The organism is Galbibacter sp. BG1 (assembly GCF_013391805.1).
GTDB lineage: Bacteria > Bacteroidota > Bacteroidia > Flavobacteriales > Flavobacteriaceae > Galbibacter.
In genome coordinates, this window is the sequence record NZ_CP058364.1 from 3,555,509 (window position 1) to 3,577,902 (window position 22,394).

A 22,394-nucleotide genomic window follows, 5' to 3' on the forward strand; every position below is an offset into this window, starting at 1 on the left:
ATTCCTAATTTATTGTATTTATTTTAAACTTGACTGGTTTCTTTACTTTTAAATTTTGCAAAATCGAATCCGCTTTGCCACCAGCGTGTCATTTTTTCTTTGTTGAAAATTAACGAATTCGTCGTTAAAATGGTTGGCGTATAGTAAAAATTTATAATTGCATTGTTATTGGAAGCCACAAATTTTCCAATTCTAATGTTTTGGTGCTCAATTCTGTCCAACATAAAGGCAAACATACTTGTAAGCAACGAAAACGGATTTCTAGAAGGGAGCCGATTGAGCTGCGTTACTTCCGTTTGAAGAATAATAGCATCAATTTCTGTAGCCCCTCTTTTTATGGCTTCTTCAATGGGCACCATAGAGCCCAATCCACCATCGGCATATTCACAACCGTTTTTTAAGGCCAAACTCATAAATGGGGTGTAATTGCTGGAAATCCATATCCATTCGCAAAATTCATCATACTCAAAATCTTTAATGGATTTATATTCCACTTGATTAAGCGATAAATTGGAAACCGTTATTACAACGTCTTTTCTACTGTGCTTTAATTCTTTAAACTCTTCCTCTGTTAAGGTTTGGCGTATGAGCTCTTTTAGGTTTTGACTTTCGCCAAATGTTTTACTACCCCTTAAAAAATTTCGTATAACGTTTATATGGTTGATCGATATTTGCTGAACGCCATATTTTTCTTTGATTTTAAACGGACAAATATTGAAGATGCTTTCATTATTTACAGAGGTGTACACTTCCTTTATCTTCTCCACTTTATGCAGAGCCAGGTGATTTACCAAGAGACTACCCGTGGAAGTTCCTAAAAACAAATCATAATCCTTTTGGAGCTCTTCCATTAAATATTGGGCTACGCCGCCGGCAAATGCGCCCTTGCTACCTCCTCCAGAAATTACCAATGCTCTCATAATAAATGTAAAAATTACTCGGTCAACTTTTCGTTTAAAAATGCTTGCTCGTCTACACTCAATCCGTTTAAAATTCCTTTTAGCATCATTTTGTAATCATCAGATTTTAATAATTCATCCAACAGTTGCCGAGAAAACTTAGAGAACTGCCAGACCGGATGCTTGCATGCCTGTAGTAAATTTTTTAAAGCAACTTCATTTAAAGCTTGTATTTGATAAAGATATTGAAAAGCTTGTTGCCGAACTTCAAAATGTTGTTTTGCATCGGTGTATACCACCAAAGTATTGTAGTAGTCCATTTTTTTATTGGGGGCATATCCTTCGGTGATCAAGGCCAGGGTTAGCCATAGGGTTTCCACATTTTTGTCCTGAAAACCTTCTATTCCTTTTGTGGCTTCTAAATAGTTGTTTCTTTCTGAAGGAAAACTAGTCCACAATTTCATTAAGGCGTTTTCAATGGTGATATAACTTTTATCTTTTAATAATGCCTCAAAAGAAGGCTTTATCGACTGCGGAACGGATGCTGCATAAATAGCAGCGGCCTGCCTAGTATTGAGAACTTTAGAATTTAGGGCTTTTAAAAAAATAGCCATTTCTTCTTCTGATGAAGTGGATAACCGATCAAGAATAAAACTTGCCAAAGGTGTATTAGCCTGCGTATCGAATATTGTTGGGTTGTTATTGGCATAGGCCAATAGGCTTTCTTTGTCCATTTTTTCCAGTTCCAGTAAACTTTTGGAAAGATTGTTTTCCTGCAGTAGTTTTTCGGCCTCGGCAATGGGAAACGCTTCATTTACAAACCACGTTTGAACGAAATCTTCCAGTTTGGTTTGGCTCTTCGCAGACGCGATGTTTATAAAATCGTGTGTATTGGCATTTTTATAGGCATAATCTTTTAAGTATTTTTTTACTGACTTATCAAAAGCGCGATCCCCAATTAATTCGTGCAACGCAAATAAAGCCCAAGCGCCACGCTGATAAAAAGTAAGACTGCTAGCATTAGGATTTAATAAACTCTCCCCGCCTTCTTCCGTAACCTTTTCCAATTGTTTGGCAGTTTTATAGAGTTGTTCGTAAAAATAAGAATCACCAAAAATATCCCGCTCTGCCAACAGCGCAAAATAAGTGGCAAACCCCTCCTGCAGCCAGTGGTGTGTGCTGTTCTCTTCCGTTACCAAATCGCCAAACCATTGGTGCGCCAACTCATGGGCATTTACATTGATGTAGTTTTTGTCTACAAACCCAATGGAATCCACCAAAAACGAATCAGAAAAAATTGTCAACGATGTATTTTCCATCCCAGCATATAAAAAATCTTTCACCGGCACCTGTTTGTAATTCTGCCACGGATAAGGAACTCCTATTTCTTCTTCCAAAAAATCAAAAATACGCTTGGTATGGCGGTAAGTAGGTTCTGCCAAATGCACATCGGTTGGATAGTAGTAAAGCTCTAAAGGGATGCCGCTCTTCGATTTCTCATCTTTTTTGGAATATTTTCCAATAGCCATGGCTACCAAATAACTGCTCATAGGTGCTTGCATGTCAAATTTCCAAGTGGTAAAATTTTCTTGGTAGGTTTTATCGGCAAGTTTTCCATTGGCCATAACTTTGTACAAAGAGGGTGCAGTAACAGTTATGTCAAATTCTACTTTTTCGTTCATATCATCGAAGCTAGGAAGCCAATGGGAAGTGTATTTTCCTTGACCTTGGGTCCATGCCTGTAAATCCCCGTCGGGCAATTGAGTGAAATAAAACGCCTTTGTAGGCTTTACGGAATAGACTATTTTTAAGCTGTTTGATTTATTCGACTTAAACTTTTTATATATTTTTAGGGCAGCATCGTCATACTGAAAATCTATTTCCTTTTCATTGAGAAAAACCGTTTGAATATTCATTTTTTGGGCGTCTATGAGTACTGAATCGGTTTCTTTTAAAACTTCAAAAGTGTAGGTTACACTACCGCTAATTTCCTTTGCTTGCAGGTCAACATTGACGTCTACTTCACCTTTTTTAAAATCTATATAGGCCGTTTGTTGGGCGGACAGAAAAGCAGAGATGCCTAAAAAAATAAGACTCGTAACTAATTTCATGGGGTGTTTAATTTGACTACCAAAGTACTATTTTCTTTAAAAATGAACGATGGAATTTTAAAGGATGTTGTTAAAGGTAGCGTTTCAGGGAATCAAAGTGGTAAAAAGTCAACACGAGCGGAACGCAATGAAGCGTGATCCCGCCTGACGGACGGGCAAGGGTCTCCTGAAAATGTAGAACTACATCGGGAGATGGCCACGGCTATCGCCTCGCCATGACGTCACCACGAGCGGACCGCAGAGGAGCGTGGCAATCCCCAAAAACATAGAACTAATTTAAACAGCTGGCATCCTGCCTAGCGGACAGGTTAAGATCTCCAAAAAATGTAGTACTACTATCGGGAGATGGCCACGGCTATCGCCTCGCCATGACGTCACCACGAGCGACTGTAAGGAGCGTGGTGGTCTCTTGAAAATGTAGAACTGGTTTAAGGAGGTGGCCACATGCCCATTTCGGCAGGCAAGCGGTCGTTCCTCCCTCGCCATGATTTACAAAAAATCTTCCTCGCCATGACGGTTGGAGCCACTTTGTAACTTTCAAACTATCTGTTATCTTCGTAACCATGAATGCGAGTATCCTACAAACACCTATAGATTACCTCAAGGGAGTTGGCCCCAACCGTGCCGATTTACTTCGGAAGGAACTCGGCATTCACACGTATCAAGATTTGGTAAACCTTTTTCCCAATCGGTATATCGATAAAACCCGCTATTATAAAATTAACGAACTGCAACGCAACAGTGCCGAAGTTCAGATTATTGGAAAAATAACCCATTTAAAAACCGTTGAGCAAAAGCGTGGAAAGAGATTGGTGGCTACTTTTGTAGATGAAACAGGACAAATGGAATTGGTATGGTTTAGGGGCCATAAATGGATACGGGAAAACCTAAAACTTAACAAGCCTTATGTGGTTTTTGGGAAAACAAATTGGTACAACGGTTTTTCCATGCCACACCCCGATATGGAATTACTGGAAGTGCATGAAAAAAGCATTAGAACCGCCATGCAACCCATTTACCCATCTACCGAAAAGCTAACCAATAAAGGGATTACCAATAAGGTAATCAATAAAATCATGCAGCAGCTTTTTATGGAAACCAAGGCTCGATTTTTCGACACCCTATCCGCCGAACTGCTGGATGAGCTTAAACTTATTTCCAAAAGCAAGGCTCTTTTTAATATTCATTTTCCGCAGAACCAGGAACTACTTGCTAAAGCCCAGTACAGGCTTAAATTTGAAGAGCTTTTTTATATTCAGTTACAACTTATTTCCAAAAACCTTACACGTAAGAACAAAATCAAAGGGTTTAACTTCGATCAAGTAGGTACCCTATTCAATACTTTTTATGCGGAACATTTGCCTTTTGAACTTACCAACGCCCAAAAAAGGGTTATTAAGGAAATAAGGAACGATTTGGGAAGTAATGCCCAAATGAACCGATTGTTACAAGGAGACGTTGGCTCCGGAAAAACCATCGTGGCATTAATGACAATTCTGATGGCGATCGACAACGGTTTTCAGGCCTGTTTGGTTGCTCCAACAGAGATTTTAGCGCAGCAGCACTACAACGGAATTTTGGAATTGGTGGCGCCCTTGAATATTGAAGTGAAGCTATTAACAGGATCTTCAAAAACTTCAGAAAGAAGGGAAATCCATGAACAACTGGAAAATGGAACCCTTCATATTCTAATTGGCACCCACGCTATTCTGGAAGATAAGGTTCAGTTTAAAAATTTAGGATTGGCCATTATCGATGAACAACATCGTTTCGGGGTAGCACAGCGTGCCAAATTGTGGCGTAAAAATGAGATTCCGCCACATATTTTGGTGATGACGGCGACCCCTATTCCAAGGACTTTGGCTATGAGCCTGTATGGAGATTTGGATATTTCTGTAATAGATGAATTACCGCCCGGACGAAAACCTATAAAAACCGTACATCGATATGATAGCAACCGGCTAAAGGTTTTTCGTTTTATAAAGGATGAAATAGCAAAAGGCCGGCAAATCTATGTGGTTTATCCGCTTATCCAGGAATCTGAAAAACTGGATTATAAGGATTTGATGGACGGTTATGAGAGTATTGTACGCGAATTCCCGCAACCTAATTATCAAATTTCCATTGTACATGGACAGATGAAACCTGCGGACAAAGATTATGAAATGGAGCGTTTTGTAAAGGGGGAAACACAGATTATGGTTGCCACTACGGTGATTGAGGTGGGCGTTAATGTGCCTAATGCCTCGGTTATGATTATTGAGAGTGCCGAGCGTTTCGGACTCTCGCAATTGCACCAGTTGCGCGGTCGTGTTGGTCGTGGTGCCGAACAGAGTTTTTGTATTTTAATGACAGGCCATAAACTCTCCAACGATTCTAAAACCCGACTCGAAACTATGGTTCGCACCAACGACGGTTTTGAAATTGCCGAAGTCGATCTAAGGCTACGGGGGCCCGGAGATCTTATGGGAACCCAACAAAGCGGTGTACTCAATCTTAAGATCGCAGATATTGTAAAAGACAACGATATTTTAAAATCAGCGCGCTATTACGCTATTCGCGTATTGAAAGAAGACCCTAAATTGATGTTGGAAAAAAACAAAATTATCCGTTTTACCTACCAGCAACTTGCCAAACACAAAAATATCTGGAATTATATTAGTTGATTGTTATTGCAAGGCACAATTTTAGGTCCTCATAACGAAGGAGGTACGAGTGTGGCCATCTCCTTAAAATTGTTCTATATTTTTTGGGAGACCACCACACTATTTTTAAAAAACTTCGAAGTGACGTCTTAACGAGGAGCCTTTTTAGGCGACGTGGTTATCTCCTGAAAAGAAAACCTATTCCGATTCGGAATACCACACAATTCGGGAGATTGCCACGCTCCACTTCGTTCCGCTCGCAATGACGGTTGGATCTGGAAGTATTAAACACCTCATGGGTAACATCATGGCGAAGGAGGTACGAGTGTGGCCATCTCCTTAAAATTATTCTTAACTTCAGTAGACCACCACAGTAATTTTAGAAAACTTCGCAGTGACGTCTTAACGAGGAGCCTTTTTAGGCGACGTGGTTATCTCCTGAAAAGAAAACCTATTACAATTCGGATTACAGCACGATTCAGAAGATTGCTACGCCCCTCTCCGTTCCGCTCGCAATGAAGGTTGGATCTGGAAGTATTAAACACCTCATGGGTAACATCATGGCGAAGGAGGTATGAGAGTGGCCATATCCTTAAATTTGTCCTACATTTTTCAGGAGACCACCACGCTCCTTTAAGTCGCTCGTGGTGACAAATAATTTCAAAAATTTCTTAAATTTAGATAGAAGTAATGTTATCGCCATGATCGAAAAAAGCTACGTCTATTTTATGTCAAACACCTATAACAATGTTTTATACATCGGTGTAACAAGTTATTTAAAGAAGAGAGTTTATCAGCATAAAACAAAAAAGTTTAAAGGATTTACCACTAGGTATAATTGTGAGAAATTGGTGTATTTTGAAGAGTTTTTAGATATGAATGAAGCTATAGCTAGGGAAAAACAGCTAAAAAAAGGAAATAGAAAACGAAAAAATAATTTGATAGAAAAAGAAAATCCGAAATGGGAAGATCTGTCCGATGGTTGGATTTTTGATGTTCTGTAGTTTCTTATAGTCAGTAATGACGAAGCTGTAGTCGTCAGTCTGCTAAATCAGGTAGATGGTCATTTTTATATATTAGTTTTATATCTTGGGAGATTGCCACGCTCCTCTCCGTTCCGCTCGCAATGACGGTTGGATCTGGAAGTATTAAACATCTTATGAGTAACGTCATAACGAAGGAGGTACGAGTGTGGCCATCTCCTTAAAATTGTTCTATATTTTTTGGGAGACCACCACACTATTTTTAAAAAACTTCGAAGTGACGTCTTAACGAGGAGCCTTTTTAGGCGACGTGGTTATCTCCTGAAAAGAAAACCTATTCCGATTCGGAATACCACACAATTCGGGAGATTGCCACGCTCCACTTCGTTTCGCTCACAATGACATATTTTCCACTAAAAGAAAACCCAAAGAGAAGTTCCAATTATAAAGCGGATTATTATCTTTGCACCTCTAAATAAATATAAGTAGCACGTGAAAATTTCATACAACTGGTTAAAGCAATTTATACAACTTGATTGGGAATCTGAGAAAACAGCAGAACTTTTAACCGATTTAGGTTTAGAAGTAGAAGGTGAAGAAACTTTCGAATCGGTTAAAGGCGGTTTAAAAGGTATTGTTGTAGGGCATGTATTGGAGTGCGAACAACACCCAGACGCAGACCGTTTAAAACTAACCAAAGTTGATATTGGAACTGGAGAACCATTACAAATAGTTTGTGGTGCCCCCAATGTTGCTGCAGGGCAAAAAGTTCCAGTAGCTACCATTGGCACCACGCTCTACGATGACAAAGGAATGCCGTGGGAAATTAAAAAAGGGAAAATTCGTGGAGAGGCTTCTTTCGGGATGATCTGTGCTGAAGATGAACTTGGTTTAGGGGAAAGTCACGATGGTATTATGGTTTTAGATGAATCCCTTGCCCCCGGAACTCCTTGTGCAGAACTTTTTAAAATTGAAAATGACACCGTTTTTGAAATCGGCCTTACCCCTAACCGCGCAGATGCTATGAGTCATCACGGGGTTGCTAGGGATTTAAAAGCTGGATTGCTTCAAAAAGATATGAACCTAGAACTCATTACCCCATCGGTAAGTAGTTTTCATGTAGACAACCGTACCCTTCGTATGGATGTAGAGGTTAAAAACAAAGAGCTTTGTCCGCGTTATTGTGGGGTCACCATTTCAGGTATAAAGGTAGAAGAATCTCCTGATTGGATTAAAAATCGATTAAAGGCCATTGGCATTACCCCAAAAAATAATGTGGTGGATATTACCAATTATGTGTTGCACGAATTAGGGCAGCCCTTGCACGCCTTTGATGCCAATAAAATTAAAGGCAATAAAATAATTGTTCAAACGCTGGAAAAAGGCACAAAATTTACCACTCTTGATGCAATAGAACGAGAATTGCACGAAGATGATTTGATGATATGTGATGCTGAAAAGCCTTTATGTATCGCTGGTGTTTTTGGTGGTGAAAATTCGGGGGTTACAGAGAGTACCACCAGTATTTTCTTGGAAAGTGCTTATTTTAATCCAGTTTCCGTAAGAAAAACTGCCAAAAGACACGCATTGAACACCGATGCTTCTTTTAGGTTTGAGCGTGGAATCGATATAGACAATACTAAATATGCCCTTTTAAGAGCTGCCTTATTAATTAAAGAAATTGCAGGAGGCACCATTTCCAGTGATGCCGAAGATTTTTATCCGAAAAAATTTGAGGACTTTCAAGTTTTTCTAACCTTCGAAAAGGTAAATAGCCTCATCGGTCAAAATATCTCTACGGATACTATAAAATCTATTTTAAGTTCGCTTGAAATAAAAATAAACAATGTTACGGAAACAGGAATAGGCCTTACCATTCCTTCCTACCGTGTGGATGTACAGCGTGAAGTAGATGTTATTGAAGAAATCCTTCGTGTTTATGGATACAACAATATTGAATTTACCACAAAACTAAATGCTTCCATAGCAAGCACCTCTAAGTTTGAAGATTATAAACTTCAAAATATAGTAGGCAACCAACTTGCAGCTTTAGGTTTTTACGAGATCCTTGCCAATTCGCTTACCACTCCAAAATATATGGAGCTAAGTACAGATAACAAATCGGAGTATAATGTAACCATGTTAAATCCGTTAAGCAACGATTTGTCTGTAATGCGTCAATCTATGCTGTTTAGCGGCTTAGAGGCCCTTAGCTATAACATTAACAGAAGAAGTGGGAATTTAAAATTCTTTGAGTTTGGTAAAACCTATCATAACTACGAAAGCGGTAGAATTGAAAATAAACATTTAAGCATTCTCATTACTGGCGATCTACAGGAAGAAAGCTGGAGAATAAAAAATGAGAAAAGCGATTTCTTTTTTCTGAAAGGTGTTATAAATACCGTTTTAGAACGTTTAGGGTTGCCTACTCCAAAGTCTGAACCTGTATCCTCAGATGTTTTTTCTGAAGGATTGAATTACAAGCTGAAAAAAAGGAAATTGGTTTCCTTTGGTATTGTAAACAAACGTATCCTGAAGCATTTCGATATTAAACAGGAAGTTTTGTATGCCGATTTTGAATGGGATGCCATTATAGAATTGGTGAAAGAGCAACAAATTTCATTTACCGAAATAGCAAAATATCCTGAAGTAAAAAGGGATTTGGCGTTATTACTGGATAAAGAAGTTAAATTTGAAGAACTATACTACATCGCTCAAAACAGTGAAAAGAAGCTGTTAAAAGACATTAATTTATTCGATGTTTACGAAGGCGATAAGCTTCCCGAAGGTAAAAAATCCTATGCGGTTAGCTTTACGCTTCAAGACGAAAACAAAACCTTAACCGATAAGCAAATCGATAAGGTAATGAAAAAGTTACAAAGCAGTTTCGAGCGACAGTTGGGAGCTTCTTTGAGATAAAAACCTTTCGTAAAACGCAATAAAGTCCCGAAGAATTGATTTCCTTCGGGATTTTTTTTATTCACAGCCTGTCTTTCTTCTAGTGTCCACTACATAGATAATTTTCCAAGTATCGACTTCTTTTATTAATTGAAAGGAATTAACCCCACAGTGAGAAAGTTTCCCGTTGTACCAAAATTTATATGGTGTCCAAGCGTGTGCCATTGCTCCATCGATTTTTACATTACAATCCAACAATTCTTCCTTGAAGTTGTTTTCTGAAGGTATGGAAGCAATAGATTTTAAAAATTTTCCAAATTCTTGGGTTCTCAATTCTGACTCTCCATTTTCACTACTTACAACGGTTTGCATTACAATTGCATCCGAAACGTAAGATTTTAAGGCTGTCGTATCTTGTTGATGAAAAGCTTCAAAAAAGTCGTTGATCTTATTCTTAACCTCATTTTCTACGGGATTTTGGCTCGTCCCGATGAAAAAAGAAAGTAAAAGCAAAAAGGAAATATTATGAATTTTCATGAATTCTGATTTTTACAAAAATCTTAAAAATTTTCCAATTAACTATAATCCATGATAACCTACTATCACCTCGAGCGCAGTCGGGAGGTAAATAAGATATACTATCAAAACGAGGTTTTTTTGATACCCAAAAATTTAAATCGTTTGTAATTTCAAAATCCGTAGGTTATAAAAACGTGACAAAAAACTTATGATACCATATTTTTCAGCATAAAAAACCCAGTAGGTATTTACTGGACTTTTCAATTGTGTTATTTCTCACTATTACTTATTCAATGCCATAACAGCTTTTGCATTTACAAACTCTTTAATACCAAAACCTCCGTGTTCACGCCCATAACCAGAGTTTTTAACCCCTCCGAAGGGCATATTTGGTTGAGCCAGACCGAAGGAATTTATAAATACCATCCCGGTATCGAAATGTTTTTTGGCCAATTCCATTGCTTTTCCTTCGTCTTTGGAGAAAATACCACCCCCTAGACCAAAGCGGCTATCGTTTGCAATTCGCATAGCATCTTCATCGTCTTTTGCTTTAATTAAGGAAGCTACCGGTCCAAAAAGCTCGTCGTCGTAGGCTGGTTGACCTGGTTTTACATGCTCCAAAACAGTAGACGGATAATAAAAGCCTTCGCCTTCTGGAACTTCTCCCCCAACGGCTATTTTTGCTCCATTGTCCATACTTTCTTTTACTTGATCAATCAACTTTTCCCGTAAATCTTCACGAGCCATCGGCCCTAAATCTGAATCTTCCTTTGTAGGATCTCCCAACTTAATCCCTTTCATATTTTCAAAAAAAGCTTCTCTAAATTCATCGTAAACCGATTCTACAACTATAAATCGCTTTGCAGCCACGCAGGTTTCCCCATTGTTGTAAATCCTTCCTTTGGCACATGTTTTTGCTGCCAGCTGTACATCTGCATCCGATAAGACCAGGTATCCATCGTTACTCCCTAACTCTAAAACCGTTTTTTTAAGAACGCCTCCAGCTATTTTAGCAACGTGTTTCCCTGCATCTTCACTACCGGTAAGCGTTACACCTCGAACCAATTCATTTTCAATAATTTTATCGGACTGATCATGATCAATGATTAATACTGAAAATAAATGCTTTGGCAACCCTGCTTCTTCATAAATCTTTTGAAGGAGCAAAGCAGAACCAGTAACATTTGCAGCATGTTTTAGAAGCACCCCATTTCCGGCCATTAAACTGGCTATAGAATAACGAATAGCTTGGTAGGCAGGAAAATTCCAAGGTTGAATCCCGTACACCACACCAATGGGGTCGTAGGAAACAATCCCTTTTCCACCTTCTGGAAGCTCCCGCTCTTCATCGGCTAACATTTTTGAAGCATTCTCTGCTGTATATTCGCAAATTCCAGCACACAAATCGATTTCTTGCTCCCCTTGCTTTAAAAGTTTCCCCATCTCTTGGGTCATCAATTTTTTAAACTCTTCCTTATGCTTTAATAATACCTTACCTATATTTTTTATGACTTTTGCTCTTTCTTCAACAGATTTTAACTTCCATTCCAAAAATGCATTATGACAGTTTTCCACAGCTTTCTTAGCCGCTTCGTCTGTCATATATTCATAATGCTCAATGGTTTTTCCGGTGGCCGGGTTAATCGTATTGAAACCCGAATTTTCCTTTTTCATCTTCTAGATTTTTTGTGGTTTTATAATACATAGAAGGTACTTAGAAGAAATACAAAATTTTCTAGGGGGAATGTTAATAAACCTTAAGCTTATCCAAATATTACAGCAAACCTCTTAAAATTAAGACAATTAAATTCTAATTCAATCGGGTTGCTTCTCGCTAAGGTATTTCCAATAACGTTTGGGCACGTGTTGAATGTGTAGCTTCATATTTTTCCGCTCTTCGATATTGGTGCTTTTAAAATAGGATTTCCACAATTGCTGAAAATCAAATTCAGCTTCAGAAAAATAAGATGTATCCGTTTGGGAAAAATTAAACGATTCTGGAAATTCCAGCTTTACCGTTTCTACGGAATTCAAATCATAATAAATTCCATAATTCCTTTTGGTATCGTAAATCACCCACTTTTGATCGGCATATCTTTTTTTAAAGTGATTTAAGATTAAGGGAAGTACATTAAAATCAGGATCTACATTGGCAAAGTAGATATTGTCTTTAGTGAGCTTAAATCTTACAAACGCTTCCATACGGTGTTTTTCCCTTCCTACTTGTCGAGCAACTTGAGCTATTTTTAAAACCGATGGATGGGCGTAGTCTTTTCCAGCGCCTTTTTTATTGTTGAATACATACTGGATAAAATCTAGCAAAACGTTTTCTATATCTGGGAGCTCGCTTAAAAAAGCATAAAAAATTTGCGATGCTTCGCGAAAACTCAACTGCTTAATAAGGCCTTTCCAAACCCTTTTTGCTTGCAATTCGTTGGTATAGACAATCTCGGGGTTTGCGAACAATACATTTTGAGCTTGCCCTGTGTTTTGTATGGTTACCTCCTGCAATTTACGCTCGTAAACACAAAAAACGGCACTTAGAAATCCGTCGAAAGTTCCATCGTATATTAAATTTGCCGAGTTCATTAAAATAAGCTAAGCTGATTGCTTAACGTCTTTTGATATTTGGTTTTAGAATTTTGTAGTATGAGGCCTTTAATTGTTTCTGAAGAAATATCAGCACGTTCGAACTCTGCACTATCGCACACTATAAAATACTTGGCTCGGTTTAGGGCAACACCTATCTTTTTTAAATGATCCCAATTGAGACGCCTAAAACGTCTTGCATTTAATATTTTATGCACAGATCTCATCCCCAATCCGGGAACCCTCGCCAACATACGTTTATCGGCAGTATTGATATCTACCGGGAACTCATGTCTATTTCGCAAGGCCCAACTCAATTTAGGATCGATATCCAAATCTAAATTTTGATGATTTTCATTTAGAATTTCGTTCACTTCAAAGCCATAGAAACGCAACAGCCAATCGGTTTGATACAACCTGTTTTCCCTTAAAATGGGTACTTCACTCCCAATTTGGGGCAATCGACTATCGTAACTGATAGGTACATACCCCGAATAAAATACCCGTTTTAGGTTGTAATTTTTATAAAAATAGTTGGAGGTATGCATAATTTGATAATCGTTTTCGCCACTGGCACCCACTATCATTTGTGTACTCTGCCCTGCCGGAGCATATTTTGGGGTACTTTTTATGAGTTTCTTTTCGTTCGTATATTGAATGATTTCGTTTTTAACTTTCAACATAGGTTTTACAAAATCCTCACGCTTCTTTTCGGGAGCCAATTTTTTTAATCCGCTTTCTGTAGGGATCTCAATATTTACGCTCAATCTATCCGCATAGAGTCCGGCTTCGTGCATCAATTCATCTGAAGCCCCCGGAATTGATTTTAAGTGAATATAACCATTGAAGTTTTCTTCCAAACGCAATTTCTTGGCAACGGCTACCAAACGTTCCATGGTATAGTCGGCACTTTTAAAAATCCCAGAACTTAAAAATAACCCTTCAATGTAATTTCTGCGGTAAAAATTTATGGTAAGGTCTACCACCTCCTGCACTTGAAAAGCGGCTCGCTTAATGTCGTTGCTTTTTCTGGTTACACAATAGGCACAATCAAAAATGCAATAATTGGTCAATAGTATTTTCAGCAAAGAAACACACCTTCCATCTTCCGTGTAAGAGTGGCATATACCCATCCCTGTGGCATTTCCCAAACCCTTATTGGTATTGGCTCGTTTGCTTCCGCTAGAAGAACAGGAAACATCGTATTTGGCAGCATCTGCTAAAATTTGTAATTTTTCACGGGTTCTTTCAAACGACATAGGGCGCAAATTAGTGGTTCAATATCTTAAATAATACCGAACACGGTTAACAAATTTGAATGATTAATTGTCGAAAATGAAACAATCGTTTTTTAAGAAAACGATTAACATTTTCAACTATTTATTGGAAGGTCTTACGAAGATAATAGAATATTTTTCAACTGCACAATATTTATTTTTGGCTACCTTACGTACAAATGAGTTTTAAAACTTGCTTGCTAAAAAAAAGAATTGAGCACAGATAATTCACATAGATTGAGCACAGAAAGTTCACATTGAAGGAAAGTATAGATGGATAAAGACATACAATTACAATACCTGGGTTACTTAAACACGCCATTGCTATGGGAATCTGGGGAAATTGAAGGGATTGAACAAATTGAATTACACGAAAAGCCTACCCCTCCCTTGCAAAAAACCGTAGCTACCAATGTGCGTTTAGGGAGGCGTATTGAAGAGTTTGTGAGCGAAGAACTTCAACAAAATAAAAATATTGAAATACTGCTGGAAAATTTTCAAATTCAACAGAAAAAGCAAACCATTGGTGAAATTGATTGTATTTTAAAACAGAACGGACAGCCAGTTCACTTGGAAGTAATGTACAAGTTTTACCTCTATGATGAAACCGTGGGCAATAGCGAAATCGAACGGTGGATTGGCACCAATAGAACGGATAGCTTTTATAAAAAAATAACAAAACTAAAAAACAAGCAATTCCCCATCCTCTTTAACGAAAACATGCTCCCTACCCTTAAAAAACTTGAAATTGATCCTGATGAAATACAGCAAAGGGTATTGTTTAAGGCTCAACTTTTTGTTCCTTACGAAAAAGAAGATGTTAATTTTTCCAAACTGAATAAAAATTGTCTTCAAGGCTTTTACATTCGTTTACCTCAGCTATCAGCATTTAAGAACTGTAAACTTTATAAACCCACCAAAATGAACAATCTTATTGAGGTTACTCCGCAAGCAAATTGGATGGGATATACTGAATTTAAAGAAAAGGTTACCCCTATTGTAGAAAACAAAGGGGCTCCACTTTGTTGGGTGAAATTTCCCAATGGCATTATTAAAAAGTTCTTTATTGTTTGGTGGGAGTAGCTACCCCTTTTTAAACAATCACGGGAGCAAGTCTTACTTTGTTACCATAAAAATTCACGGAGTGTAAGGAAAAAAACATTCTTTAACTTTTTTCCAGCGCTCATCTGCCAAACCATTTTAGCTACTTAAAATGCAGGGAAACCTGCTTTGCGATATGTAGAACTCCGGAAAACACACAGTGAGGGATTTAACAAAGAAATAGGTTTTTAAATTTTCAACCTTTTTAAAGATGTTTTAAATTAAAGTTGAAAATTTTAAATACAAATAGTTATGAATAAGACCATTTTATTGAACAACAGACCAAAAGGAAAACCATCTGAAAGCGATTTTAAATTTGTGGATGAAGAGACTAAAGACCTGCCCAGCGGAGCTATAATAGTAGCCACCAAATACGTTTCCGTTGATCCTTATCTAAGGGGAAGAATGCGTGACGAAAAATCGTACATCCCTCCTTTTGAACTAGGAAAACCAATTACATCCACCATTGTAGCCGAAGTTTTGGAGAGTAAGAATGACGCTTTTTCTAAAGGTGATAATGTAACTGGAATGTTGCCTTGGAAAGAAAAACAAGTAATCTCGGAGGATAAATTAAAGGAAATTAGAAAAGTTGATGGTGAACAAGCACCGCTCTCCGCCTATCTCGGAATTTTAGGAATGACGGGCTTAACCGCTTTTTTCGGACTCACAGATATAGGAAAACCGAAAGAAGGAGAAACCATCGTGGTTTCTGGTGCCGCTGGTGCCGTTGGGAGTGTTGTCGGACAAATTGCAAAGATTCGTGGCCTTAAGGTTGTTGGTATTGCCGGTACCGACGAGAAAGTAGAGATGCTTACTTCTGATTTTGGTTTTGATGAAGGGATTAACTACAAAACTACCGACAACATGAAGGAAGCACTTAAAAAGGCATGCCCAAACGGTATCGATATTTATTTTGACAATGTTGGAGGCGATATTTCGGATGCTGTTTTATTTCATATCAATAAGTTTGCACGTATTATAAATTGCGGAGCAATTGCGGTTTATAATGAAACATCGGTGCCAAAAAGTATAAGCGTACAACCATTTTTAATTAAAAACAGTGCTTTAATGCAAGGGTTTATAGTTGGTAATTATCAAGATAGATTCCCAGAGGGTATTAAACAGCTTTCGCAGTGGTTGGCAGCAGGTAAGCTGAAGCATGAAGAAACTATTGTGGAAGGATTTAAAAACATCCCACAAGCCTTTATCGACCTGTTCGACGGTAAAAATAAAGGTAAAATGGTTGTAAAAGTATAAAAATGACTCAGATATTTAAGGAACAAAAAAAACCGAAAAGTCAGCACTTTTCGGTTTTTTATATACTCAGTTTTTCAGAATATTAATTTCTTATAAGTTTTTTATACTTAATACGTTTCGGGGTTACATCGGCACCTAAACGCTTGCGTTTGTTCTCCTCATAATCCGAGAAACTACCTTCGAAGAAATACACTTCAGAATTTCCTTCAAAAGCCAAGATGTGTGTACAAATACGGTCTAGGAACCAACGGTCGTGGGAAATAACCACAGCACATCCAGCAAAGTTTTCCAAACCTTCTTCCAATGCCCTTAGCGTATTTACATCCAAATCGTTGGTAGGCTCATCCAATAAAAGTACATTCCCTTCTTCTTTAAGTGTCATTGCCAAATGCAAGCGGTTACGTTCTCCCCCCGATAGTGCTTCAACCTTTTTGTTCTGCTCACTACCTGCAAAGTTAAAACGGCTTAAATAGGCCCGGGAATTTACTTGCTTCCCTCCCATCATTACCAATTCCTGTCCGTCTGAGAAATTCTCGTAAATGGATTTCGATGGATCTATATTGGAATGCGATTGATCGACATAGGCGATTTTAGCCGTTTCCCCTACTTCAAAAGAACCTTTATCTGGCTGCTGTTCTCCCATAATCATTTTAAAAATGGTTGTTTTACCAGCTCCATTCGGACCGATAATACCAACAATTCCAGCCTGGGGAAGTTTAAAGTTTAAATCTTCGTAAAGCAATTTGTCGCCAAAAGCTTTCGCTACTCCCTTTGCTTCTATAACATTGGTTCCTAAACGTGGTCCGTTTGGAATATAGATTTCCAATTTTTCATCCAGTTTACCCTGGTCTTCATTCAGTAACTTGTCGTAATTATTCAAACGTGCCTTTTGTTTGGCCTGTCTCCCCTTGGGCGCCATTCGAACCCATTCCAACTCTCGTTCCAAAGTTTTTTGACGTTTGGAAGCCTGCTTCTGCTCTTGCGCCAATCGTTTCGATTTTTGCTCCAGCCATGAGGAATAATTTCCTTTCCATGGGATTCCTTCCCCTCTATCCAACTCTAAAATCCACCCTGCTACATTATCCAAGAAATAACGATCGTGAGTAACAGCAATTACCGTTCCGCTGTACTGTTGTAAATGCTGTTCCAACCATAAAACAGATTCCGCATCCAAGTGGTTGGTAGGCTCATCCAACAAAAGAATATCCGGCTGTTGTAAAAGCAACCTGCACAAGGCTACACGCCTGCGCTCCCCACCTGATAACACATTTATGGGCGTGTCGGGTTCTGGGGTACGCAAGGCATCCATGGCAATTTCCAGTTTGGTATCGAGTTCCCAAGCATTGGTAGCGTCAATTTTATCTTGAAGCTCCGCCTGCTTGTCCATGAGTTTCTGCATTTTATCTGCATCTTCATACACTTCTGGTAGCCCAAACATATCATTTATTTTGTTGTACTCGTCTAAAACGGCAACAGTTTCGGCAACACCTTCCTTAACAATTTCAATAACAGTTTTAGATTCATCCAACTTTGGTTCCTGTTGTAGGTATCCCACGGAATATCCAGAAGAAAAAACCACATCTCCTTGGTAATTCTTTTCTTCACCAGCAATAATTCGCAACAATGTGGATTTACCGGAACCGTTGAGCCCTAGAATACCAATTTTAGCCCCGTAAAAGAAGCTCAAATAGATATCTTTAAGCACTTGTTTATTAGAACTTTGATAGGTTTTTGACACTCCCGACATGGAGAATATCACCTTTTTATCATCAGACATATATTATGTTTTTTTATTTTTTATTAATTACAATACCAATTTAAACTCTTCCCTTAAGCGCATTGAACACCCACGCAATAGCGAAAAAACCTACTCCTACAGAAGCAAAACCATATCCGGCCACTTCACTGTATTTAAAGGCCCCTAAAGCTATTAATCCAAGTCCAACTATTATCATTATCCAAGTAGCCCAAGCTAATACTGTATTTTTATTCATTCCCATTATACTGCAAAATTTATTAATTCTAGGGTTTATAATTTGCGACGGCAAATATCGTACAATTTAAGGAATTATTAGGCAATTAAATAAATACTGATTTCGTATTTTAGCAAGAAAAGCAAGAGTTTATGCCCTATTTTCTTATTTTTTAAAGATATCGGGCTATTTTAAACACTGAAACATTTGAAATAAGGAAACTAGATGGATATTAAATTCAATAAAAACGAAGATCATAACAGACTTTCCGTATCTGACTTAAAACAAAAATTGGCCAAGGTCTATCTTGGCGGTGGTGAAAAACGTATTGAAAAGCTTCACAACCAAGGGAAAATGACGGCCAGGGAGCGTATTGATTATTTGTTGGACAAAGACAAAAATAGTATTGAAATTGGTGCCTTTGCGGGTGATGGTATGTACGAGGAACACGGCGGTTGCCCTTCTGGAGGAGTGGTCGTGAAAATTGGATATGTAAATGAGAAGCAATGTATTGTGGTGGCCAACGATGCCACTGTAAAAGCAGGTGCTTGGTTTCCCATTACTGGAAAAAAGAACTTAAGAGCGCAAGAAATAGCTATTGAAAATAGATTGCCAATTATTTATCTGGTAGACAGCGCCGGAGTTTACCTGCCCATGCAAGATGAAATTTTTCCTGATAAGGAACATTTTGGGCGCATTTTTAGAAACAATGCTATTATGAGCAGTATGGGTATAACCCAAATTGCAGCAGTAATGGGAAGTTGCGTAGCTGGAGGTGCTTATTTACCTATAATGAGCGATGAAGCTTTGATTGTGGATAAAACTGGAAGTATTTTCTTGGCCGGGAGCTATTTGGTAAAGGCGGCTATTGGCGAAAGTATCGATAACGAAACCCTTGGTGGCGCCACTACCCATTCTGAAATTAGTGGCGTAACCGATTACAAGGCGAAAGATGACAAAGACGCGCTAGAAACCATAAGGAATATAGTAGATAAAATAGGTGATTTTGATAAAGCAGGGTTCAACCGAAAGAAAGCGGTAAAGCCAATTAAAGATGCCAAAGATATCTACGGAATTATCCCTAAAAACCGCACAGAACAATACGACATGCAGGAGATTATCGATCGGTTGGTAGATGCCAATTCTTTTGAAGCTTATAAAGACGGATTTGGTAAAACCATCATCACTGGATACGCCCGCATTGATGGCTGGGCCGTGGGGATTGTTGCCAACCAAAGAAAAGTAGTAAAAACCAAAAAAGGCGAATTACAATTTGGCGGTGTTATTTATTCCGATTCCGCAGATAAAGCCACTCGGTTTATTGCGAATTGCAATCAGAAAAAAATTCCGTTGGTATTCCTACAAGATGTAACCGGATTTATGGTGGGAAGCAAATCAGAACACGGGGGCATTATAAAAGATGGCGCCAAAATGGTAAACGCTGTGAGTAATTCCGTGGTGCCTAAATTTACAGTTGTAATTGGGAATTCTTACGGAGCCGGGAATTACGCCATGTGTGGAAAAGCTTACGATCCGCGGTTAATTTTTGCTTGGCCAAGTGCAGAATTGGCTGTTATGGGCGGCTCGCAGGCTGCTAAAGTACTCCTGCAAATAGAAACGGCTTCCCTCAAGAAAAAAGGGGAAGAAATTACCAAAGAGAAAGAAGAAGAACTCTTTAATAAAATTAAATCGAAGTATGACGAGCAAGTTTCTCCATACTATGCGGCAGCCAGATTGTGGACGGATGCCATTATCGATCCACTGGATACTCGAAAATGGATAAGTATGGGAATCGATGCTGCCAACCACGCTCCTATAGAAAAGAAATTTAATATGGGGGTTTTGCAAACCTAATTCCCATTAATTATCGTGGGACAATCCTAAATGATTTGCCCCAAAAGAAGAATTAAAAAAATTTAGTATGAAAATAGCGGTCTTCAGTACAAAAAAATACGATAAAGAGTTTTTCGAAAATTATAATAAAGATGGCAATGTAAACCTTACTTATTTCGAGGTTGCCTTAAAGGAGCAAACTGCAAACTTAACGCAGGGATTCGATGGTATTTGCACCTTTGTAAACGATAAACTCGATAAAAAAACTCTGGAGACCATTCATTCCAATGGTATTAAACTAATTTTGTTGCGGTGTGCTGGTTTTAATAATGTCGATTTAAAAGTTGCCGAGGACCTAGGCCTAAAAATTTATCGTGTTCCCGCATACTCACCGCATGCTGTTGCCGAACATGCTTTGGCACTTATATTAACCCTTAATAGAAAAACGCATAAAGCATATAACCGGGTACGTGAAGGGAATTTCTCTTTAGAACGTCTACGAGGTTTCGATTTGTATAAAAAAACCGTTGGTGTTATTGGAACTGGTAAAATAGGAAGTGCATTTTGCAGTATTATGCTAGGGATGGGATGTAAAATATTAGCGCATGATGCCTATGAGAATGAGGATTTGAAAGAAAAAGGAGTTGTGTATGTTTCCAAAAACGAATTACTGGAACAAAGTGATATTGTTTCCCTACATTGTCCGCTTACAGATGACACATTCCACTTAATGAATGAAGAAAGTATCCAAAAACTAAAAAAAGGAGCGATGGTTATTAATACCAGTCGTGGTGCTTTAATAAATACGTTGGATATTTTAGAAGCTTTAAAAGATGGACGGGTTGGTTATTTAGGAATAGATGTTTACGAGCAAGAAGAAAAGCTCTTCTTTAACGACCTTTCTGAAAGCATTATAAAAGACGACACCATTATGAGGCTTATATCGTTCCCTAACGTTTTAATTACATCGCATCAAGGTTTTTTTACAAATGAAGCTTTAAAACAAATTACCAACGTTACCCTATCTAATATTCAAACCTATTTAAACGGAACAAGCACCGAAAACGAAGTGAGCTATTCACTGATGCATAAAGCTTAATATTAGTAGAAGAGATGTTAATGGTTAAAAAAGTGGTGCTAATTAGTAAACCAGCTATCCTTCAATAGCTTTATACGCACTTGCCTCGCGAATTACCTTTCCATTTTCAGTTTCTAGAAAAGCTTTGGTGAAATAAATTTCTTTGGGAAGTTCATTTTTATGCAATTCCTTTATCTTAGAAATCCTATCTGCTAAATCATTATCTTTTTTACCTTCTACAATTAACACCAGCTTTTCCCCAAGACTTTTGTCATCCATCCCATACACAAAAAAGCGATTCGCAATTGCACTGCTTAATTTCTTTTCAATTTGTTCTGGAATCAATTTCAAGCCTCCGGAATTGATCACATTATCGTAGCGGCCCTTCCAATCGAATTCACTTTCATTAATAATATCTACAATGTCGTTGGTCACGATAGTTTCTTCAGCAATAAAAGGAGCATCAATAACCAAACAATGCCTTTTATCCAAAGAAATTTTAACATTGGGAAGCACTTTAAAATGTGCATTCTCTACCTCTTGCGCGGTTCTAAAATTATTAATTCTTTTAGCGGCGATATGGGTAACGGTTTCGGTCATACCATAGGTTTCGTAAACCAAGGTTTCCTTTTGTTGCACACTCTCAATCAACTCTTTTTTCACTGCTGCACCACCTACTATAAGTTGTTTTATTTGATTTAATTTATCAAGGGAATTATACACCTGAAGCGGAATCATAGCAGCAAAATCGTACGACTTATTAATTTCACACATAGGGTTTAGGGTTGGAGCAACCAGGTCTATTTCCAAACCGAGGATCATAGCCCGAACAAGCATCATCTTACCGGCAATAAATTCAGCAGGCAAACAATGAAAGGCAGAATCCCCTACAGAAATATCAAAAAAATCACCTGAAGCAATGGCAGAATTTACCATATACTGCTTTTGCAAACGAATGTTTTTTGGAGCCCCCGTGGAACCAGAAGTTTTTACGTAAAGGTGATCCTTGTTATTCAACCAATCCATTAAAAAATTCCCAATGGACTGCTCGTAAGGCTCCCCTTCTTTTATAAAACTATAGGCCACCTCCTTTAGATCTTCTTGATCGTAGTAGGTGTTGTTAAGTTTAAATTTTAAGTGAACTTTATCAAAAGAAGGTATATTTTCCATTTCCTGCTATTTTCTCGCTATTGTGTTTATCGGGGTTAAAATTAAATCGGAATGGAATGAT

General features: G+C 38.1%; 16 protein-coding genes. 7 read left to right on the forward strand and 9 right to left on the reverse strand.

Annotation, left to right across the window (positions count from 1 at the left end):
- Positions 1–23: 23 nt before the first annotated feature.
- Positions 24–920, reverse strand: a complete 897-nt coding sequence (locus HX109_RS15590; RefSeq protein WP_178953716.1) for a patatin family protein — start codon at positions 918–920, stop codon at positions 24–26.
- Positions 921–934: 14 nt separating this feature from the next.
- On the reverse strand, positions 935–3,010 hold the full coding sequence (locus HX109_RS15595) for a M1 family metallopeptidase (protein WP_178953718.1): 2,076 nt from the start codon (positions 3,008–3,010) through the stop codon (positions 935–937).
- Between the two features lie 563 nt (positions 3,011–3,573).
- Between HX109_RS15595 and recG the strand changes: the two genes are divergently transcribed.
- The 3 genes from recG (at position 3,574) to pheT (ending at position 9,557) form a co-directional block, all read left to right on the forward strand.
- The gene (gene recG / locus HX109_RS15600; RefSeq protein WP_178953720.1) at positions 3,574–5,676 is read left to right on the forward strand and encodes an ATP-dependent DNA helicase RecG; all 2,103 of its coding nucleotides are present in this window, start codon (positions 3,574–3,576) and stop codon (positions 5,674–5,676) included.
- Positions 5,677–6,383: 707 nt separating this feature from the next.
- The gene (locus HX109_RS15605; protein ID WP_255462714.1) at positions 6,384–6,659 is read left to right on the forward strand and encodes a GIY-YIG nuclease family protein; all 276 of its coding nucleotides are present in this window, start codon (positions 6,384–6,386) and stop codon (positions 6,657–6,659) included.
- 471 nt (positions 6,660–7,130) lie between these two features.
- A complete protein-coding gene (pheT, locus tag HX109_RS15610) occupies positions 7,131–9,557 on the forward strand; it encodes a phenylalanine--tRNA ligase subunit beta (protein WP_178953722.1) in 2,427 nt (808 codons plus the stop codon).
- Between the two features lie 57 nt (positions 9,558–9,614).
- Here pheT and HX109_RS15615 read toward each other — a convergent pair whose 3' ends face one another.
- The 4 genes from HX109_RS15615 to HX109_RS15630 all read right to left on the reverse strand — a co-directional run bounded on the left by HX109_RS15615 (position 9,615) and on the right by HX109_RS15630 (position 13,903).
- Positions 9,615–10,073: a nuclear transport factor 2 family protein gene (locus HX109_RS15615; protein ID WP_178953724.1), complete on the reverse strand. Its 459-nt coding sequence runs from the start codon at positions 10,071–10,073 to the stop codon at positions 9,615–9,617.
- A gap of 264 nt (positions 10,074–10,337) precedes the next feature.
- Entirely contained in the window at positions 10,338–11,729 is a 1,392-nt protein-coding gene (locus HX109_RS15620; RefSeq protein WP_178953726.1) for an NAD-dependent succinate-semialdehyde dehydrogenase, read from the reverse strand.
- A gap of 141 nt (positions 11,730–11,870) precedes the next feature.
- A complete protein-coding gene (locus HX109_RS15625) occupies positions 11,871–12,644 on the reverse strand; it encodes a TIGR03915 family putative DNA repair protein (protein WP_178953728.1) in 774 nt (257 codons plus the stop codon).
- Positions 12,644–13,903, reverse strand: coding sequence for a putative DNA modification/repair radical SAM protein (locus HX109_RS15630; RefSeq protein WP_178953730.1), 1,260 nt, complete (start codon positions 13,901–13,903; stop codon positions 12,644–12,646). The genes HX109_RS15625 and HX109_RS15630 overlap by 1 nt, the downstream gene beginning before the upstream one ends.
- 291 nt (positions 13,904–14,194) lie before the next feature.
- On the opposite strand from HX109_RS15630, the gene HX109_RS15635 reads away from it, so the two are divergent.
- Together HX109_RS15635 and HX109_RS15640 are read left to right on the forward strand one after the other, a co-directional pair.
- Positions 14,195–15,004, forward strand: a complete 810-nt coding sequence (locus tag HX109_RS15635; RefSeq protein ID WP_178953732.1) for a DUF1853 family protein — start codon at positions 14,195–14,197, stop codon at positions 15,002–15,004.
- Between the two features lie 270 nt (positions 15,005–15,274).
- On the forward strand, positions 15,275–16,279 hold the full coding sequence (locus HX109_RS15640; protein ID WP_178953734.1) for an NADP-dependent oxidoreductase: 1,005 nt from the start codon (positions 15,275–15,277) through the stop codon (positions 16,277–16,279).
- 82 nt (positions 16,280–16,361) lie between these two features.
- On the opposite strand, the gene ettA is transcribed toward HX109_RS15640, so the two are convergent.
- Together ettA and HX109_RS15650 are read right to left on the reverse strand one after the other, a co-directional pair.
- Positions 16,362–18,056 carry an energy-dependent translational throttle protein EttA gene (ettA, locus tag HX109_RS15645; RefSeq protein WP_178953736.1) on the reverse strand — a complete coding sequence of 565 codons (1,695 nt, stop codon included), beginning with the start codon at positions 18,054–18,056 and terminating at the stop codon, positions 16,362–16,364.
- A 40-nt stretch (positions 18,057–18,096) separates the two neighbouring features.
- The gene (locus tag HX109_RS15650; RefSeq protein ID WP_255462862.1) at positions 18,097–18,273 is read right to left on the reverse strand and encodes a CAL67264 family membrane protein; all 177 of its coding nucleotides are present in this window, start codon (positions 18,271–18,273) and stop codon (positions 18,097–18,099) included.
- Between the two features lie 204 nt (positions 18,274–18,477).
- Here HX109_RS15650 and HX109_RS15655 point away from each other — a divergent pair, with 204 nt between their 5' ends.
- Positions 18,478–20,106, forward strand: coding sequence for an acyl-CoA carboxylase subunit beta (locus HX109_RS15655; RefSeq protein ID WP_178953746.1), 1,629 nt, complete (start codon positions 18,478–18,480; stop codon positions 20,104–20,106).
- A 67-nt stretch (positions 20,107–20,173) separates the two neighbouring features.
- A complete protein-coding gene (locus HX109_RS15660; protein ID WP_178953747.1) occupies positions 20,174–21,184 on the forward strand; it encodes a 2-hydroxyacid dehydrogenase in 1,011 nt (336 codons plus the stop codon).
- A gap of 54 nt (positions 21,185–21,238) precedes the next feature.
- Here HX109_RS15660 and HX109_RS15665 read toward each other — a convergent pair whose 3' ends face one another.
- A complete protein-coding gene (locus tag HX109_RS15665; RefSeq protein WP_178953749.1) occupies positions 21,239–22,333 on the reverse strand; it encodes an AMP-binding protein in 1,095 nt (364 codons plus the stop codon).
- Between the last annotated feature and the right edge of the window lie 61 nt (positions 22,334–22,394).

What these genes read in the sequence shown, in the direction of transcription:
- HX109_RS15660 (WP_178953747.1), top strand. Translation starts at nt 20,174, where the DNA reads ATGAAAATAGCGGTCTTCAGTACAAAAAAATACGATAAAGAGTTTTTC.
- HX109_RS15605 (WP_255462714.1), top strand. Translation starts at nt 6,384, where the DNA reads ATGTCAAACACCTATAACAATGTTTTATACATCGGTGTAACAAGTTAT.
- HX109_RS15640 (WP_178953734.1), top strand. Translation starts at nt 15,275, where the DNA reads ATGAATAAGACCATTTTATTGAACAACAGACCAAAAGGAAAACCATCT.
- HX109_RS15590 (WP_178953716.1), bottom strand. Translation starts at nt 920, where the DNA reads ATGAGAGCATTGGTAATTTCTGGAGGAGGTAGCAAGGGCGCATTTGCC.
- HX109_RS15635 (WP_178953732.1), top strand. Translation starts at nt 14,195, where the DNA reads ATGGATAAAGACATACAATTACAATACCTGGGTTACTTAAACACGCCA.
- HX109_RS15615 (WP_178953724.1), bottom strand. Translation starts at nt 10,073, where the DNA reads ATGAAAATTCATAATATTTCCTTTTTGCTTTTACTTTCTTTTTTCATC.
- HX109_RS15655 (WP_178953746.1), top strand. Translation starts at nt 18,478, where the DNA reads ATGGATATTAAATTCAATAAAAACGAAGATCATAACAGACTTTCCGTA.
- ettA (WP_178953736.1), bottom strand. Translation starts at nt 18,056, where the DNA reads ATGTCTGATGATAAAAAGGTGATATTCTCCATGTCGGGAGTGTCAAAA.
- HX109_RS15665 (WP_178953749.1), bottom strand. Translation starts at nt 22,333, where the DNA reads ATGGAAAATATACCTTCTTTTGATAAAGTTCACTTAAAATTTAAACTT.
- HX109_RS15620 (WP_178953726.1), bottom strand. Translation starts at nt 11,729, where the DNA reads ATGAAAAAGGAAAATTCGGGTTTCAATACGATTAACCCGGCCACCGGA.
- HX109_RS15595 (WP_178953718.1), bottom strand. Translation starts at nt 3,010, where the DNA reads ATGAAATTAGTTACGAGTCTTATTTTTTTAGGCATCTCTGCTTTTCTG.
- HX109_RS15630 (WP_178953730.1), bottom strand. Translation starts at nt 13,903, where the DNA reads ATGTCGTTTGAAAGAACCCGTGAAAAATTACAAATTTTAGCAGATGCT.
- HX109_RS15650 (WP_255462862.1), bottom strand. Translation starts at nt 18,273, where the DNA reads ATGAATAAAAATACAGTATTAGCTTGGGCTACTTGGATAATGATAATA.
- recG (WP_178953720.1), top strand. Translation starts at nt 3,574, where the DNA reads ATGAATGCGAGTATCCTACAAACACCTATAGATTACCTCAAGGGAGTT.
- HX109_RS15625 (WP_178953728.1), bottom strand. Translation starts at nt 12,644, where the DNA reads ATGAACTCGGCAAATTTAATATACGATGGAACTTTCGACGGATTTCTA.